Source organism: Paraliobacillus quinghaiensis (genome assembly GCF_003426025.1).
In the GTDB taxonomy this organism is placed as follows: Bacteria; Bacillota; Bacilli; order Bacillales; family Amphibacillaceae; genus Paraliobacillus_A; species Paraliobacillus_A quinghaiensis.
Genome location: NZ_QJSH01000042.1, coordinates 1 through 16,498, shown reverse-complemented (window position 1 = coordinate 16,498; position 16,498 = coordinate 1). Strand labels below are relative to the sequence as shown.

Here is a 16,498-nt window from a genome sequence, read left to right as displayed (position 1 = left end):
GGGATTTTGTGTCCGGCTTCCTTCAGATTCTATCTCACGATAGACACCCTTGCCTTTCACTAACAGTTCCTACTGCCAAGTCTGTGGTGGACTTTCACCACCTAGTTATAACTCATGCCGGGCGCACGATCCACTTGGTAAAGTGTTTTTCTTTACCAAGTTAGCTGAGACTGAGCCCACGGAAAGGGAATCCATTTTCTGACGTAGCGGGTTAGGGTAAGTAACTCACGCTACTAGTTATGTCGCATCATATATCTACTGCGAAACAAATTTAACAAAATATTTAAACGAAATTAATAAGAAATTATTTCTTCACTTTCTGTGTTATTTCCTTCTGCTCTAATTTCGACTAGTAGCTTATGTGGTAAGCAAATAATTGTTTCACCTGGTTTGTCTTTCCATCCCATCTTTACTCCTACTTGGTCAGGACTATTATCTTCTTTAATGCGAATTCGTTCATCATCTACTTCCATTAAGTTATATTGATTACCTTTTCCTTCTATCACGAATTGTTCATTTCCCTCATGCCCTGTTAACTCAATTTCTCTTATAACTTCTCCATCTTGTATAATGGCTGCCGTTACTTTATCACCTGCATTATATGTTTGTGTCATAGAAAAAACAGTTAGTGGTATAAAAGATATCGCGATTAATATAACAATAATAATTATATCTAGTGGTTTCATTACTTTTATAATATTACGCATACAAATCACCTCTTTTTTATCAAAATCAATACAGCTACTATACCATCTTTTTCACCTTACGAGGTAGTAATTCAATAATTATGATAAAATAAAACTACTCTTATTTAGATAGGTGATATATGTGGACATTATAAATGACATCTTTGAACAAGATCATATCATTAGTCAGTTGATTTTTGTTATTTCCATTTTAGCAATGATATTATTCGTTAGATTTTTGATTTTTTGGTCGGTAACTAGAAGAACTAAAGAAAATCCAGATCGAAAACAAGCAATACGCTATTTTCTTAATTGGATCACATTTTATGGCATAATTCTATTTCTTTTCTATTATTTCGCTGATACAAGTTGGATGTTACGCCCTTTATACAGCTTAGGTTCGACTAACATCACATTATCTTTACTACTAGTTATTTTTTTAATATTATCATTAGCTTATCAAGTTTCAAAGGTCGTAACAAGTTTGTTTATGCCTCGTGTTTATGACCGTTATCAACTTGATCGGGGTATTCAGTTTACTTTTAATCGTATTTCTCACTACATTATTATGATCCTTGCCATTCTGATTAGTATATCTACTGTCGGCATTGACCTAAGTGCCTTAACTGTATTTGCTAGTGTACTTGGGGTCGGGATTGGTTTTGGTCTACAAAATATTGCCTCGAATTTTATTTCAGGTATTATTTTATTATTTGAACGTCCTATTAAAGTTGGCGATCGTGTAATTGTAAATGAAATCATTGGCGATATTGAGCAAATAAATATGCGCGCGACAATTATTAAATCCATTGATAATGAACATATTATTGTACCAAATTCTTATTTTCTAGAAGAACATGTGATCAATCGATCTTATAGTGATCCAACCATGCGTGTTGTAGTACCGATTGGCGTTGCTTATGGAACAGATCCTGAAAAAGTTCGGGAGTTATTGATTCAAGTTGGACATGAGGAGTACACTTCAACTGAGTCTGTTTTATTAGATCCTGAGCCGTTCGTCAATTTTATCGGATTTGGTGATTCATCATTAGATTTTGAATTATTCATTTGGATTTCTAACCCAAATGATATTATTCGTGTCAAAACGAATATTAACTTCCGTATTCATCACATTCTCAAAGAAAATCAAATTGAAATTCCATTTCCACAACGCGACTTACACTTGCGTTCAGTTGATGCAAGTGTTTATGAAAAATGGAAAAAATAAATCAACACACAAAAAATAGACACATGAATGTGTCTATTTTTTATTACATTATTGTTGTCTCCTTGCAAAGTCAACAAATCGAAAACGGTCTGGTCGATGTCGTGACTCTGTATATTGGAACAAACTTGCATCATCTAAATAAACATAGTTTTTAATTACAACAACATTATGAAATCCATCTAAATCAAGCAATTGTTGATCTTCTTCCGTTGGTTCGTCAACTGTGATTTCTTTTTTTGCAAAACTAATTGATAAATTCATTTCCCCTTCAAGATAAGCATAAATCGAATCTTGGCATATTTCTTTCGAGAGAAAAGGAACATATCTTTCATTAAAAAAATCTTTATCTAAAATCACTTTACCCCCATCAAGGTCCCTTACACGAATAACCTGCCAAACCTGATCTTTACTATTTAATTGTAATTGTTGTTTTAAATAACTATTAGGCTTTATTAAGGAAACATCATGGACAATCGTTTTGGTCTGATTATTCATCTTCTCAGCCAATTCTTTAAAACTCACTAAACCTGAGACAGGAAAGTCATATTTATTACGCGGAATTACTACCGAGCCTTTCCCCCTCACTTTTTGAATATAGCCATTTTGTGACAACAAATTTAACGCCTTGCGAATTGTTTCACGTGACGTATTATACTGTTCTTTTAATTCATGTTCTGACGGTAATAGTTGATCTGGTTCCCATAGTTTTTCATCAATTTGCTTTGCAATTTCGTTATAAATCACCAAATACTTTTTATTAATCATACATTTTTTGCCCTCATTTGCTTACTTTTTCAGATGGTAAACAATGGACTCATATGGACGAAGTCTGCCTTCTATATATTGCTCAGATGAATCAGGATAATTCGACAGTAAGATTTCACTTTCCCAATTCGAAAGGCCTAAATCACTTGATAATGTGTACTCCGTTTCTTCTCCATAAAAATTATTAATTACCAATAATTTTTCATTTCCATTGTTACGTATATAAGCAAAAATAGCATGATGGTCAGTTAAAATCAACTGATAGTCCCCTTCTATCACAATATCATACTGTTTTCTGAGGTTAATCAGCTTTTGGTAATGATAAAAGATCGAATTTGGATCAGTTACAGCCGCTTCCGCATTAATCGTTTTATAATTATCCGCTACTTCAATCCATGGTTCTACTGTTGTAAATCCTGCATGCTTGCTAGCATTCCATTGTACAGGTGTCCTAGAATTATCACGTGATTTTTGTTTAAGAATATCAATGATCTCTTGGTCTGACATTCCTTCTGCCTTCTTGATCTCATACATATTTAATGACTCGACATCTCGATAATCTTCTATTTCAGAAAAACCTGGATTGGTCATTCCAAATTCTTCGCCCTGATAAATATAAGGTGTACCTTGCATCATATGAATGGTTGTTGCTAGCATTTTAGCTGACTCTTCATGATACGTTCCGTCATCACCAAATCGTGAAACTACTCGAGGCTGATCGTGGTTACACCAAAATAGCGCATTCCACCCTCCACCTTTATGCATTTCAGATTGCCACTGCGATAAAATTTGTTTTAAAGCTTGAAAATCAAAGGCCGCCTTTGTCCACTTTTCTCCATTAGGATAATCAACTTTTAAATGGTGAAAGTTAAAGGTCATATCTAGTTCTTTTCTTTCGGCTTTTGTATACTTAATACAATTTTCAATTGAAGTAGATGACATTTCCCCAACTGTCATAATATCGTATTTCGAAAAAACCTGCTCATTCATTTCCTGCAAATACGTATGAATTTTCGGTCCATCCGTATAAAATTTTCTGCCATCACCAGGTGGTATGGAACCATCGTCATCAGGAAAATCCTGATCTTTTGAAATCAAATTAATAACATCAAGTCGAAAACCATCTACACCTTTTTCTAGCCAAAAATCCATCATCTCATATACTGCATCTCGAACAGATTCATTTTCCCAGTTCAAATCAGCCTGTGTTTTATCAAAAAGATGTAAGTAATACTGATTAGTAGTTGTGTCATACTCCCATGCAGATCCTCCAAATTTTGATTGCCAATTTGAAGGTACATCTCCATTTTTCCCATCTTTCCAAATGTAGAAGTCACGATACGGATTATCTTTGGATTCCTGTGATTGCTTAAACCATTTATGCGCAGTAGATGTATGGTTTACTACAATATCCATAATAATTTTAATATTACGCTTATGTGCTTCATCTAGTAGCAATTCAAAATCTTGCATTGTACCATACTCTTCATATAGGGAATAGTAATCACTAATATCGTAACCATTATCGTTTTGTGGAGAATCATAAATCGGAGTGAGCCAGACTACGTCAACCCCTAATCTTTGTAAGTAATCTAATTTCTCTATGATGCCATGCAAATCGCCTATTCCATTACCTGTCGTATCATTAAAACTCTTTGGGTAAATTTGATAGACAACTGCTTTTTTCCACCAAGGTTGTTTCATTTTGCGTTCACCTTCTCTTTTTAATATGGCAGAAGCAACCATATTAAATATGGTTGCTTAATCTGCTTAATCTATTTTTCTCTTATTTCTTACCTAAACGTTCAAATGCGTTTTGACCCATTTTCATTTTTGAGAATATCATTGTTAGAATAATTGGTACCACTATCGCAACAGCCATGGCAACAAAGAACATTGCCCAATCATCAGCTTGAATAGACAGGAATCCTGGTATACCACCAACACCTATGGAGTTAGCCATTACGCCACTACCTACAGAGATAACAGCTGCTGTCATCGAACCGATCATCGCCGCTAAGAACGGGAAGCCGTATTTTAAGTTGATACCAAACATTGCAGGTTCTGTTACACCTAAATAACAGGAAATTGCTGATGGTACAGAAACTTGCTTTTCTTTTTCATCATGACGATTAATAATAATCATTGCTACTACCGCTGAACCTTGAGCAATATTTGATAATGCAATCATTGGCCATAGATTCGTACCACCAAATTCACTCATTAATTGTAAGTCAATTGCGTTCGTCATATGGTGTAAACCGGTAATAACAAGAGGAGCATAAGCAAAGCCAAATGCAGCTGCAAATAACCAACCAAATGCCGATGTTAAGCCGGAATATACGATATTTGAAATCCAAGAACCTATTTCCCAACCAATTGGTCCAAGCACAACATGTGCTATTAAAACGGCTGGTATCAAAGCAAAAAATGGTACAAAAATCATCGAAATAACATTTGGTATCACTTTACGTAAACCAATTTCTAAATACGCCAGCACGAAACCTGCTAATATTGCCGGAATTACTTGTGCTTGATAACCAATCATTTCAACTGTTGCAAAGCCAAAGTCCCAAAACGGGATTGCTTCTGCGCCAGGAACTGCATATGCATTTAATAACTGAGGGGATACAAGCGTAATCCCAAGGACAATACCCAATATTTGAGTCGTACCCATTTTTCGAGTAATAGCCCAAACAATTCCTACCGGCAAGAAGTGAAATATCGCTTCACCAATTAGCCACAAGAATGCGTGCGTACCTGCCCAAAACTGCGAAAGTTCAATTAAAGTCTGATTACCATTAGGACCGAATTCTGGAATAGCACCAATGACATTACGAAAACCTAGAATTAAACCACCAACGACTAAAGCTGGAATTAATGGTGTGAAAATTTCAGCAAGGTGTGAAATCATTCGTTGAAGAAAATTCATATTTTGCTTTGCTGCTACTTTTGCATCTTCTTTTGATGTGTCTCCAACACCAGCAATTTTAGTAAATTCATTATAAAAAGTTGAGACCTCATTACCTATAATCACTTGAAATTGACCTGCATTTGTGAATGTTCCCTTGACAAGATCCATTTCTTCAACCTTGTCTAAATCTGCTTTATTTGAATCATTCAAAACAAATCGCATCCGTGTTGCACAATGTGTTACCACAGATATATTGTCACTGCCACCTACATATTCCAACAATTCTTTTGCTGAATCAGTGTACTTAGCCATACTATTACCCCTTTCCTCCAATGAAAGATTATGTTAGTTTCATTCAAAACATAAAAAATTATACATCAACTAAACTTGTATATACATGTAATTGATTACGGTTTCATTATATCTTGTATATACAAGTTCGTCAATAATAATAATTAATTCTTTTTATAACCAAATTAAACCAAAAAAATACACCAACAAACCGTTGGTGTATAGTAATTACTTCTTAAATAGTATATTGTTTTCTAAATGAATATGCTCAAATGTGTTTGTTTCTAATTCAGCAAGTCTTGCGTAAGTAATTCGATAGGAATTACAAGCACCTTCTGGTGGAACAAAACCATTGGTTATTGTATGCATTTCACGCAACAAATCACCAGCTACTTGATGTTCTTGTTCCATATTCTTGTTTAATTCTTGAATCCGAGCCGCATCAGCTAAATCTTGTGTTTCTTCATACTGACGTACCAATGGAAATAGTTCATTCTCTTCTTCAATTAAATGAGCTTCAATCTCTGCTTTAAATTCGTGATACACCTTATGAAGATCTTTTAGGTGTGGATGGTTTTGACCATGCACACGAAATATTTTTGTTACAAATTGACTAAGCGGTTCTAACTCTTGTTGTAAATAATAGTGATGACGTTCTAGAATGTGATCAATCAATTCACTACTAGATACTTTATTCCAATCCGTCTCAATATTACCAGCATCTTTCCAATCTTTATACGATTCATTTAACGCATGCAGCAACATTTCCCCATCAATTTGCCTTTTCTCTAATGTTTCACGAAGTGGCTTATCTCCTCCGCAACAAAAATCAATGCGCTCTTTCTTAAAAAGATCACTAGCTTTCGGAAAAGTTTTAACAATATCTGCTGGTGTATCATCTATCTGAAAAAATTGCATAAAATAACCTCCTAAAAAAGTGTATATAAAGCATATCGCACTTTAATTTAGAAGGTTGTGAGTTAGATCACTGTTAAGTAAAATCACTTTAGAGAGCTTAGAATAATTCTCTATTTACGTGACCATCGTTTTCTTTTATTATATTTAACGCTTCTCCAAAGTCTTCTTCCTCGACCTCAAATTCTAACATTATACTGCGTTCTTTCTTGTCATCTTCTTCAAAATCAGATGGTACTGGATACCCTACTGGATTTGCTGCAGACGTTGAGCCATTGACGCCTAATGGTGCAATAAAACTTCTATCGGATTCTTCAGTTAGTTGATCAACTAACACATTTTGTATGTTCAGTTTGTTTAACGTTGCATGAACATCCTCAGCATCATCTTCAGTCTTGAAATAAGCTTGAATTTTTTTAAACATGTTATGCACCCTCTCCTTTATTTTAATCAAGGTATTATATATATAATGTACCCCATTAACAAAAGTTCAAACAGATAATGGCAGTAAAAGTCCAATTATCTCAAGCGTATTTAAGGCCAAATCTTAGTTAGATAACCCCTACAGTAATGCAAGTTTCATTTTGTTAGCAGCAATTGCGACATTTTAAATTTAGTTAATGGCTTACTAAAATAATACCCTTGAATTAGATCTCCACCATGTTCCTTAAAGAATTGAAGTTGTTCTTTTGTTTCTACACCTTCGATTAAGATAGTTAAACCTAATGACCTGCCAAGTTGCATTATGGAATTCAAAAGTGCAGCGTCCCGTTCATTTTCAGGGACATTCATAACAAAAGTTCGGTCAATCTTTAATGTATCAACAGGGAAATCTTTTAAATAATTTATTGATGAATAACCTGTTCCAAAGTCATCTATTGAAATGGATACACCTAATGCTTTTAACTTTTGGAGTTTTGATATAATATGGTCTACGTCTATTAATAGAGATTCTGTAATTTCCAGTTCTAAGAATCTTGGATCTAGTCCAGTTTTCAGTAAAATATCTTCCACTGAATTTACAAAATTCGGGTGAACAAATTGAATTGCTGATACATTCACCGATACTGGAATAGGAAGCAAATCTTGATTTTGCCATGCTTGATTTTGCCTACACGCTTCGTACATCACCCATGTCCCGAGTTCTACAATAAACCCTGTTTCCTCTGCAACAGAAATAAACTGAGCCGGATTAATTACACCTACAATAGGGTCTAACCACCTAACAAGTGCTTCCATCCCAACCACTTTTCCTTCAGTTGTATACTTCGGTTGATAGTGAAGGATAAATTCATTATTTTCTAACGCATGTGGAAATCTTTTCTCAATGCTCATACGCTCTTCTAATCGTTCAGATAGTTTTGAATTAAAATAAACATACGGCTTTGCTGTTATCTCCTTTGCGGCCTCATTCATGGCAAGGGAAGCAAACGTGAGCAAGCTTTCTACATCATCAGCATGTTCTGGAAATTTACTAATTCCAATTCTATAATCTAAATGAATCTCCTCTCCTTGTAGTACATATGGCTTAATCAACTTTTGTTTTAACAGTTCAATAATATCTTCAACTAGTAATGGGTGCTTTTCAGGAAATAATATAATAAAATCGTCAGCAAAACTCCGACACATTGGCGTAGTTGGACACACTTGACGCAAGCGTTGGGATACCTCTAGCAATATGCCATCACTTTGGGCTTCACCATAACTATTGTTAACATTACGAAATCGCTTTAGATTAATTCGCAAAATAGTTCCACCCTCATGCCGATCTATTACTTGTTGAATGTTTCTTTTAAAATAATCTAAATTCATTAATCCAGTTAATTTATCAAAGTGAGCTAATTTTTCTATTTTCTTTTCTGTATGCTCTTTCTCTTTAATATCTTCTGTTACATCAAATTGTAATCCAATAAAGTATGCTAATTCACCACACTGATTATAGGCGGGACTAATAATAAATTGATTCCAAAAAGTACTACCATTCTTTCGATAATTCTTTAAAATAACTGAGGCTGATCGCTTTTGTTTAATGGCATCTCTGATTTTATTAACTTTTCTTTGGTCTGTATCAACCCCTTGTAAAAAACGGCAATTCTCACCAATCACATCCTTTGAATCGTAACCAGTCATATTGATAAAGCCTTGATTAATATAAACCAAAGGCAGGTCTTTTTTTGTTGGATCAACAATACTTAAACCAACTTCATCCATTGAATTGACCGCATCCAAAAAATCAGGGAGCGTTATTGTTGATTTAAATTTATGTAAAAAATCGGAGTGATTCATTCTTTCTTAACCTCTTTCATTTTTGGCTTTATTTTACTATATCACGGGTGATAGGTTCATGTTTAGTCACATGCACTATTAAGAACAAATTATTGGACGAAGCTAAAGGGGGAAGCGTATGATTTAGTTAGAATCACAAAATAGGAGTTGTATATATGACTAGACAAAAATACTTTACTAATACACCGTTATCTGTTTTAGACCTTGCCCCTGTCAATGAAGGTGGATCTCCAGCAGAATCGTTTAAACATAGCGTAGAGTTAGCGAAAAAAACAGAGGAGTTAGGTTTTCACCGCTATTGGTTTGCCGAACATCATAACATGCCAGGAATAGCAAGCTCAGCAACCTCTGTGATAATGGGGCACATTGCAAGTGCGACTGAATCAATTCGTATAGGATCAGGCGGAATCATGCTACCAAATCATGCTCCACTTGTAATTGCAGAACAATTTGGTACATTGGAATCACTTTATCCAAATCGTATTGACCTTGGACTTGGTCGTGCACCAGGAAGCGATCAAGCTACTGCTAATGCCTTACGTCGCACACTTAACAGTTCGCCTGAACAATTTCCACAGCAATTAGAAGAGTTACAAGCTTATTTCTCTGAAGAAGGAAACCGAGGAGTTCGTGCTGTACCTGGTCAAGGTTTAGATGTTCCTATTTGGTTACTAGGATCTAGTGGATTTAGCGCCAGACTCGCTGCTGAAAAAGGTCTACCGTTTGCTTTTGCAAGTCACTTTTCACCAGATTACACAATCCCAGCATTAAATATTTACCGAGATAACTTTAAACCGTTAAACGTTTTAGCAGAACCATACGCAATGGTAGGGGTTAATATTGTTGCAGCAGATACCACAGAGCGTGCTAAATGGCTTGCTACTTCCCAACAACAGCAGTTTTTAAGTATAACTCGTGGTAAACCAGCAAAATTGCAGCCTCCAATTGACGATATCGATGCTGTTTGGTCCTTACAGGAAAAGAATGCGATTGAAAAAACACTTGATTCACGCTCAACAATTGTTGGTGATAAAGAACTAGTGAAAGAAAAACTAGCACGCTTTTTATCAGAAACGAATGCAAATGAAGTAATTATCAGCTCGCAAATTTATAACCAAAAGGACCGATTGCGATCTTATGAAATTGTCGGTGAATTAATGAAGTAACTAAAAAGGCGCTAACCCAAGATTAGCGCCTTTTTTTTCATTTATTATGACATCCATTTCGGTGGTGTATCTTTACTCCAATAAATTTCACCAAGTGCATGATGCGTTTCATAGTTATCCCGTTCAACATGATAATGAAAGTTAAACCAATAACCCTCTTGCGGTCGATTATCTCTCCGAACATCAAATCTCGCAATATCCTGTTTAGTCCTGATATCATATAAAGTAAAAATCTTTTCTCCATAACCTGCGAATTGTTCTTCAGATATTTTAATATAAGGAACTTTTTCTTCCCCAATATTATCTAAGATTGATTCAATTACTTCTTCTATTCCTGGTAAGATAGAGGCGGTAAAATCTTCTTCTATTTGACTCGCAATTTTAGGGCCCATCTTTGTTACCGTTTGCATTTTAGCTTGCTCAATTAACTGATCAACCGGATCTGGTTCTACAACAGGGAATGTATCAACCAATGAATTAGCTTGCTCGTTTTGCATAAAGACATTAAATTGATTAGCATTAGAATCTTCTTTAGAAGATTCTACCTCTTTGCTATCCGCTTCTGCATTTGTAGTAATCTGTACAGGTGGTACATACATGCCGAACGTTAAAATTGAAATGAAAATAACAAATATCCGCTTCAACCAAATCATCTTATACATTCCCTCCTCACCTATGTACTATTACAATTGATTTTACCATCATTCAGGAAAAAGTCTATATTTTATATGTTTTTTAATCAAATTGAAATATTTCTCACAGCATTTTTTACATTTAGTTGCACACACTACTTTTATCACCAAAAAAGGAGTGATTAATTATGCCAGAAGAAATGAATTTATTAATGTTTAGTGGGGATTACGACAAAGCAATGGCAGGATTAATTTTAGCAAATTCTGCACGCGAAATAGATGTAGATGTTACAATGTTTTTCTCTTTTTGGGGGCTATGGCTCCTCCGTGATCCTGATAAGATTTCTAATGAAGATAAAACTGTCTACGAAAAAATGTTTAGTACATTTTCACCAAAAGGGGCTGAAGACCTGCCATTATCTAAAATGAATTTTAATGGAGTAGGTAAAAAGTTATTAGTTGAAATGATTGATGATAACCACGCACCGCATCTGATTCATTTTTTAAAAGGGGCTCGTAAAAAGAATGTTAAATTTTATGGGTGTAAACTTTCTATGGAAATTATGGGTTTTAAAGAAGAAGAGCTCATTCCCGAGTTAGAAATTGTTGACGCAAAAACATATCTAAAAAGTGCATTACAATCCAATATGCAATTGTTTATTTAGAAATTCTGTGACAAAACCATGTCATTTTTTATCTTCAATAACACTTTTTCACTGAAAACATAGGCTAATGTAGATGTTTTGAGCGGAAGGGTGGAAATTATCATGTTTAAAGCTAAAATTGGCAATACAATTCACTATACTACTGGAGATTTGGAGCAACACTTTAAACCGTTTCGAGAAAATATTATCGGATACAGCCATATATTCAAATCTCCTTATGGATCAAAGAAATTAATTTATGCAGATTGGACAGCAAGCGGAAGACTATATCGTCCAATTGAAACAAAACTTATTAACCTTTTTGGCCCATATATCGGTAATACACATACTGAGTCAACAGTTACTGGGACAACAACTACTACAGCCTATCATCATGCACAACAAATTATAAAAAAACACGTCAACGCTTCTGATGATGACATCTTAATTTCGGACGGAACTGGTATGACTGCTGTTGTAAATAAGTTACAGCGATTGCTTGGATTACGTGCTCCAGATCCCATCCAGAAAAAACTAACATTATCAGACAAGGAACGCCCTATAATTTTTGTTAGCCATATGGAACATCATTCAAACTACCTTTCGTGGAAAGAGACAATTGGTGATGTAATCATGTTACCACCAGATATAAATGGTTGTGTTGACACGAAAGATTTGCATACTCAACTTAATAATTATAAAGATCGAACTGTGAAAATTGGCGCCTTCACTGCTTGTTCAAATGTTACCGGAAAGCAAACAAACTATCACCAACTTGCTAAAATAATGCACAAACATGGTGGTATTTGTTTTATTGACTTCGCTGCCTCCGCCCCTTACGTATCAATTGATATGCATCCAAAAGATCCTTTAGAAAAATTAGATGGTGTCCTATTTTCACCTCATAAATTTTTAGGAGGGCCTGGTACGAGTGGCATTTTAATTCTATCAAAAGATTTACTGAAAAGTTCAATTCCCGACAACTCTGGAGGCGGAACTGTTCTTTGGACAGACATGTGGGGTGGTTACAAATATGCATTGAATCCAGAAGATCGTGAAGATGGTGGTACACCAGGTTTTATGCAAGCAATAAAAACAGCTTTATGTATCCAGTTGAAGGAACGAATGGGGATTGAAGAGATGCTCTACCGAGAAAAGCAAATGCTATCATTCCTATTGCCCCAATTAGAAAAAATCGACGGAATCACTATTTTAGAATATCCATCCACTCAACCAAGGTTAGGAATTATTGCTTTTCATGCTTCAAATATTCATCATCACTTATTTGTTAAATTATTAAATGACCGATTCGGCATTCAAGCTCGTGGTGGTTGTTCTTGTGCAGGTCCATATGGTCATTACTTATATGGTATTGACGAGGCTTATTCTGAAAAAATGGCTAAAAGTGCTGAAGCTGGCGATATGTCTTTAAAGCCAGGATGGATACGTATCTCTCTACATCCTGTTATGTCCAATAAAGAATTAAGAATTATTCTTCTTGCAATCAAGAGTATTGTTAAATATTCTGATATATGGGAACAAGATTATCGTTATAACCCTAAGAAAGACACCTTTGAGCATATTAATCTAACTGAGAAATCTGCATTAAATATGAAGCAATTATTTACTATTTAAAAAAATTACAAACAACTTATACACAACTGTTTAGTTGCTTACTTTTTTTAAAACAACACCTGTGGAATAGTTCGTTTATCCACAGGTGTTGTTTGATGCTTTTGTAGTGATTTTAACTTTAAAAATGTACCAATAACCCTTTTATTTTTCCTTCATTTCATAATAAGCTGCTAAAGCTCGTTCACGACCTGCTTTATGATCAACAATTCGCTCTGGATATGTCTCTCCTAATGTAATACCATGCTCTTGTAACACACTTTCTGGTGCTGTCCATGGAGCAAAAATGAATTTCGTAGGTAGTGACGCAATTTCTGGCACCCATTTTCGGACATAGTCTCCAGTCGGATCGAATTTTTCGCCTTGTAGTATCGGATTAAATACTCTGAAGTATGGTGATGAATCGAATCCTGATCCGGCCACCCACTGCCAACCCATTATATTATTCGCAATATCGTGATCAACTAGTGTCTCACGAAACCAATTTGCCCCCTCCAACCAATGAATTAGCAAATGTTTAACTAAAAAGGAAGCTGTAATCATTCGAATGCGATTGTGCATCCAACCAGTTTCCCATAATTCACGCATCCCTGCATCAACTAGTGGATAACCCGTTTTCCCTCGCTTCCACCTCTCTAGTCCCTCGACGTTTTCTAGCCAAGGAAATGACTTGAACTCTTCCTTTAATGGTTGTGTTAAAACGTGCGGATAAGCTACTAATTGATGATAAGCAAAGTCTCGCCAAACTATCTGTCGCAAATAGGACTCAATTTGTTGATAACGATCACCTAACCCTTTTTCATAACTGACTTCATCTAATTTTTCTTTACTTTGATTCCAGATCACCCGTGGGCTAATCTCTCCCCAGGATAGGTGTGGTGACAATCCAGAAACACCTTCTAGAGCAGGCATATCTCTTTTACTATCATAAAATTCAATCGCATCCAATAAAAAGTCCTGCCATCTTTCTTTCGCGCCTTTTTCACCTGGATTCCAATAAGCATGAAATTTTTCTGGCCACTGCTGATCTGGTATTAAATTAAGCATACTAACGTTACCTATGCTAAAATCCTCTGGCAACTTCATCGTTATTTTTTCAGGTGCGGGAACGGGCCTTTCTACTTTCTGCTGTCTAACCTGTTTCCAGAAGGAGGTAAATACTTTATAAACATTTCCTTGTTTGTTTTTCACTGTTCCAGGAACAAATAAAACGTTCGCATGAAATGTTCGTGCGATTATTCCTTGGTTATTCAATGTGTTGATAATCTGTTGATCACGTTCGTAAACCCCTGGTTCATAGGAATGATTAAAGTATACGGCATCAGCATTTACCTCTTTAATTAACCGTTGTAATACTTCTTCACTACGACCTTTTCGAATCACTAATGGAGTTTGATAATCTTTCATACTTCGTTTAAGTGCCTCAAGGCTGTGATGTAACCACCAGCTTTCTGCCGATCCTATTCCTTGAATTGACTCTTCGGATGTATCAATGAAAACGGGAAGTACATCTCCTTGTTTTGCCGCCTCATATAATGCAGGATTATCATGTAATCTTAAATCATTACGAAACCACATGATTATTGTTTTACGTTTCATACTTATCCCTCTCTTGATAAATGATATTACTATCTATTCCCCTTAATACCCAAAACCAATCGACATATTAAAAAGCTATTTGCATGAATCTCAAATAGCTTTCTCGCTCCTTATGAAACTATCTTTTTCGATGGTAATGGTGTAGTGGGAAATGGTCGATCAAATTCCTCACTTATATAACGATAGATTGCTTGTTCAATAGATTCACCTGCAGTTTGTAAACCTTGATTACCAAACAGAATATTAAATTCAAGAATGTAAAACTTCCCATTACTAATCATTACATCAAATCCAGCATGATTTATATTTAGATCTCTGGCTATGCGTAATACAAGATCACTTGCTTCAGTAGGTATAAAATCATAGCAAAGCTCACCACCCTGGGCAATATTGTGTAAGAATTCCCCTTCCATTCCAACACGCCAATAAGAAGCAAAAATCTTATCACCAATAACGCAAATCCGCATATCTTTTCCGTCATTTTCTAGGTGTTCTTGAACATAGAGCACATCATTTTTCTTGGCATAATCCATAAACTGTTGTTCATTCTCTATTAAAAAGGTACCTCTTCCCATCGAATTCCTCACTTCTTTTGCAACAAATGGGATTGGAAATGTATCTAAAATCATCGCTATGTTTGTTGGCGTACTTGCGACTATCTCCGTATAAGGTGTGTTTTCTGGTGCAACAGCCCATAAGACACGTGTCATTTCTGTTTTAGTCAACAACCCATAACTGAAGTCACGGGCTTGTAAGGTATTACAACCTTTAGAATTTACAGCGGACAACAAGACCAGCGCCTTGCCCTTTAAACCACGCCAGAGGTACTGTTTAGGCTCCAAGTAACCCGTTTTTTATCATTTAAGCCCCAACTATTTGTGGCAGAATTTCATCTTTCGTATAGTATTTCCCATATTGTTTAAGATTGAACGCAGCGTTAATATCTCGGTCAAGATGTGCGCCACAAGAAGGGCAACCCCATTCACGAACAGCTACATTTCCTTTTAGTGCCGTATTCTTATGACTACAAGTGGAACATAATTGTGTAGATGCAAAACCTTTCGGTGCTTTAACGTAGTACTTTCCTTGCTGTTCTAGTTTATATTTTATATACAAGCGGAAGTTACCAAACCCATTATCTTGCTGATTTTTGGCATAATGCTTGTTTTGTCCAATTGCACGAAGGTCTATGTTTTCTACTACAATCATGTCATAGCGATTCGCAAGAGCATAGGCTTTCTTGTGAAGCCAATCTTTTCGTTGGTTTACAACTTTGTTCTGTAGTCTTGAAACAAGTAGTCGCTGTTTTTCCCAACGATTAGAGCCCTTCACTCTGCCTGACAATATGCGTTGTTCTTTGGCTAGACGTTCTTTCATTATTCGATAATAGTGCGGATAATTGGCTTTCTTACCCTCGCTATCTACGAAAAAATGAGATTGAGAATAATCTAGTCCCAAAATGCGATTTGGTATACCAATGCTTGGAATTTCCTTTGGAAATTCAACACAAATAGACACATCAAATTGTCCTTTCGTGTTCATCGTAACCGTTATATTTTTAATTTTACTACCTTGTGGCAATGGTCTATGTGTATGTAACTTCAACCCAACGTCTTTCACAGAAGATTTTTGCGCTGATGGAAGATATAATATGTCATCTTCGATGTAAATATTTCCGTTTTGGTTAAATGTCGTGTAGCTAGCTTTGCTACCTTTACGAGAATGGAATTTGGGCATTCC

General features: G+C 35.5%; 15 protein-coding genes. 4 read left to right on the top strand and 11 right to left on the bottom strand.

Going from position 1 to position 16,498, the window contains the following annotated elements:
* Nucleotides 1–293 precede the first annotated feature (293 nt).
* Complete coding sequence (locus D2K40_RS15655) at nt 294–707, bottom strand: NusG domain II-containing protein (protein WP_117157279.1); 414 nt, start codon at nt 705–707, stop codon at nt 294–296.
* Between the two features lie 121 nt (nt 708–828).
* Here D2K40_RS15655 and D2K40_RS15650 point away from each other — a divergent pair, with 121 nt between their 5' ends.
* Nucleotides 829–1,914, top strand: coding sequence for a mechanosensitive ion channel family protein (locus tag D2K40_RS15650; RefSeq protein WP_229666625.1), 1,086 nt, complete (start codon nt 829–831; stop codon nt 1,912–1,914).
* Between the two features lie 48 nt (nt 1,915–1,962).
* Here D2K40_RS15650 and treR read toward each other — a convergent pair whose 3' ends face one another.
* The 6 genes from treR to D2K40_RS15620 form a co-directional block, all read right to left on the bottom strand.
* Entirely contained in the window at nt 1,963–2,676 is a 714-nt protein-coding gene (gene treR, locus D2K40_RS15645; RefSeq protein ID WP_188618792.1) for a trehalose operon repressor, read from the bottom strand.
* A gap of 24 nt (nt 2,677–2,700) precedes the next feature.
* Nucleotides 2,701–4,383: an alpha,alpha-phosphotrehalase gene (treC, locus tag D2K40_RS15640; protein WP_117157277.1), complete on the bottom strand. Its 1,683-nt coding sequence runs from the start codon at nt 4,381–4,383 to the stop codon at nt 2,701–2,703.
* Nucleotides 4,384–4,465: 82 nt separating this feature from the next.
* Nucleotides 4,466–5,905 carry a PTS system trehalose-specific EIIBC component gene (gene treP / locus D2K40_RS15635; protein ID WP_117157276.1) on the bottom strand — a complete coding sequence of 480 codons (1,440 nt, stop codon included), beginning with the start codon at nt 5,903–5,905 and terminating at the stop codon, nt 4,466–4,468.
* 207 nt (nt 5,906–6,112) lie between these two features.
* Complete coding sequence (gene ric / locus D2K40_RS15630) at nt 6,113–6,802, bottom strand: iron-sulfur cluster repair di-iron protein (RefSeq protein WP_117157275.1); 690 nt, start codon at nt 6,800–6,802, stop codon at nt 6,113–6,115.
* 97 nt (nt 6,803–6,899) lie between these two features.
* Nucleotides 6,900–7,223 carry a hypothetical protein gene (locus D2K40_RS15625; RefSeq protein ID WP_117157274.1) on the bottom strand — a complete coding sequence of 108 codons (324 nt, stop codon included), beginning with the start codon at nt 7,221–7,223 and terminating at the stop codon, nt 6,900–6,902.
* A 155-nt stretch (nt 7,224–7,378) separates the two neighbouring features.
* Entirely contained in the window at nt 7,379–9,085 is a 1,707-nt protein-coding gene (locus tag D2K40_RS15620) for an EAL domain-containing protein (RefSeq protein ID WP_117157273.1), read from the bottom strand.
* Nucleotides 9,086–9,240: 155 nt separating this feature from the next.
* On the opposite strand from D2K40_RS15620, the gene D2K40_RS15615 reads away from it, so the two are divergent.
* Nucleotides 9,241–10,251, top strand: a complete 1,011-nt coding sequence (locus tag D2K40_RS15615) for an LLM class flavin-dependent oxidoreductase (protein WP_117157272.1) — start codon at nt 9,241–9,243, stop codon at nt 10,249–10,251.
* A 44-nt stretch (nt 10,252–10,295) separates the two neighbouring features.
* Here the strand turns inward: D2K40_RS15615 and D2K40_RS15610 are convergent, their stop codons facing one another.
* Entirely contained in the window at nt 10,296–10,913 is a 618-nt protein-coding gene (locus D2K40_RS15610; RefSeq protein ID WP_229666627.1) for a YpjP family protein, read from the bottom strand.
* 158 nt (nt 10,914–11,071) lie between these two features.
* Between D2K40_RS15610 and D2K40_RS15605 the strand changes: the two genes are divergently transcribed.
* A complete protein-coding gene (locus tag D2K40_RS15605) occupies nt 11,072–11,548 on the top strand; it encodes a DsrE/DsrF/DrsH-like family protein (protein WP_117157270.1) in 477 nt (158 codons plus the stop codon).
* A gap of 102 nt (nt 11,549–11,650) precedes the next feature.
* The gene (locus tag D2K40_RS15600) at nt 11,651–13,162 is read left to right on the top strand and encodes an aminotransferase class V-fold PLP-dependent enzyme (RefSeq protein WP_117157269.1); all 1,512 of its coding nucleotides are present in this window, start codon (nt 11,651–11,653) and stop codon (nt 13,160–13,162) included.
* A 141-nt stretch (nt 13,163–13,303) separates the two neighbouring features.
* On the opposite strand, the gene D2K40_RS15595 is transcribed toward D2K40_RS15600, so the two are convergent.
* The 3 genes from D2K40_RS15595 to D2K40_RS15585 form a co-directional block, all read right to left on the bottom strand.
* On the bottom strand, nt 13,304–14,758 hold the full coding sequence (locus tag D2K40_RS15595) for a cryptochrome/photolyase family protein (protein ID WP_117157268.1): 1,455 nt from the start codon (nt 14,756–14,758) through the stop codon (nt 13,304–13,306).
* Nucleotides 14,759–14,868: 110 nt separating this feature from the next.
* Nucleotides 14,869–15,546 (bottom strand): ATP-grasp domain-containing protein, encoded by a 678-nt coding sequence (locus D2K40_RS15590; protein ID WP_240324912.1) that lies wholly within the window; start codon nt 15,544–15,546, stop codon nt 14,869–14,871.
* A gap of 73 nt (nt 15,547–15,619) precedes the next feature.
* Nucleotides 15,620–16,498, bottom strand: an 879-nt coding sequence (locus D2K40_RS15585; RefSeq protein WP_162879249.1) for an RNA-guided endonuclease InsQ/TnpB family protein, incomplete at its 5' end; no start/stop codon positions are given.

Coding starts and splice junctions, on each gene's coding strand:
- treP (WP_117157276.1), bottom strand. CDS start 5,905: ATGGCTAAGTACACTGATTCAGCAAAAGAATTGTTGGAATATGTAGGT.
- ric (WP_117157275.1), bottom strand. CDS start 6,802: ATGCAATTTTTTCAGATAGATGATACACCAGCAGATATTGTTAAAACT.
- treC (WP_117157277.1), bottom strand. CDS start 4,383: ATGAAACAACCTTGGTGGAAAAAAGCAGTTGTCTATCAAATTTACCCA.
- D2K40_RS15615 (WP_117157272.1), top strand. CDS start 9,241: ATGACTAGACAAAAATACTTTACTAATACACCGTTATCTGTTTTAGAC.
- D2K40_RS15600 (WP_117157269.1), top strand. CDS start 11,651: ATGTTTAAAGCTAAAATTGGCAATACAATTCACTATACTACTGGAGAT.
- D2K40_RS15605 (WP_117157270.1), top strand. CDS start 11,072: ATGCCAGAAGAAATGAATTTATTAATGTTTAGTGGGGATTACGACAAA.
- D2K40_RS15610 (WP_229666627.1), bottom strand. CDS start 10,913: ATGTATAAGATGATTTGGTTGAAGCGGATATTTGTTATTTTCATTTCA.
- D2K40_RS15620 (WP_117157273.1), bottom strand. CDS start 9,085: ATGAATCACTCCGATTTTTTACATAAATTTAAATCAACAATAACGCTC.
- D2K40_RS15655 (WP_117157279.1), bottom strand. CDS start 707: ATGCGTAATATTATAAAAGTAATGAAACCACTAGATATAATTATTATT.
- D2K40_RS15625 (WP_117157274.1), bottom strand. CDS start 7,223: ATGTTTAAAAAAATTCAAGCTTATTTCAAGACTGAAGATGATGCTGAG.
- D2K40_RS15595 (WP_117157268.1), bottom strand. CDS start 14,758: ATGAAACGTAAAACAATAATCATGTGGTTTCGTAATGATTTAAGATTA.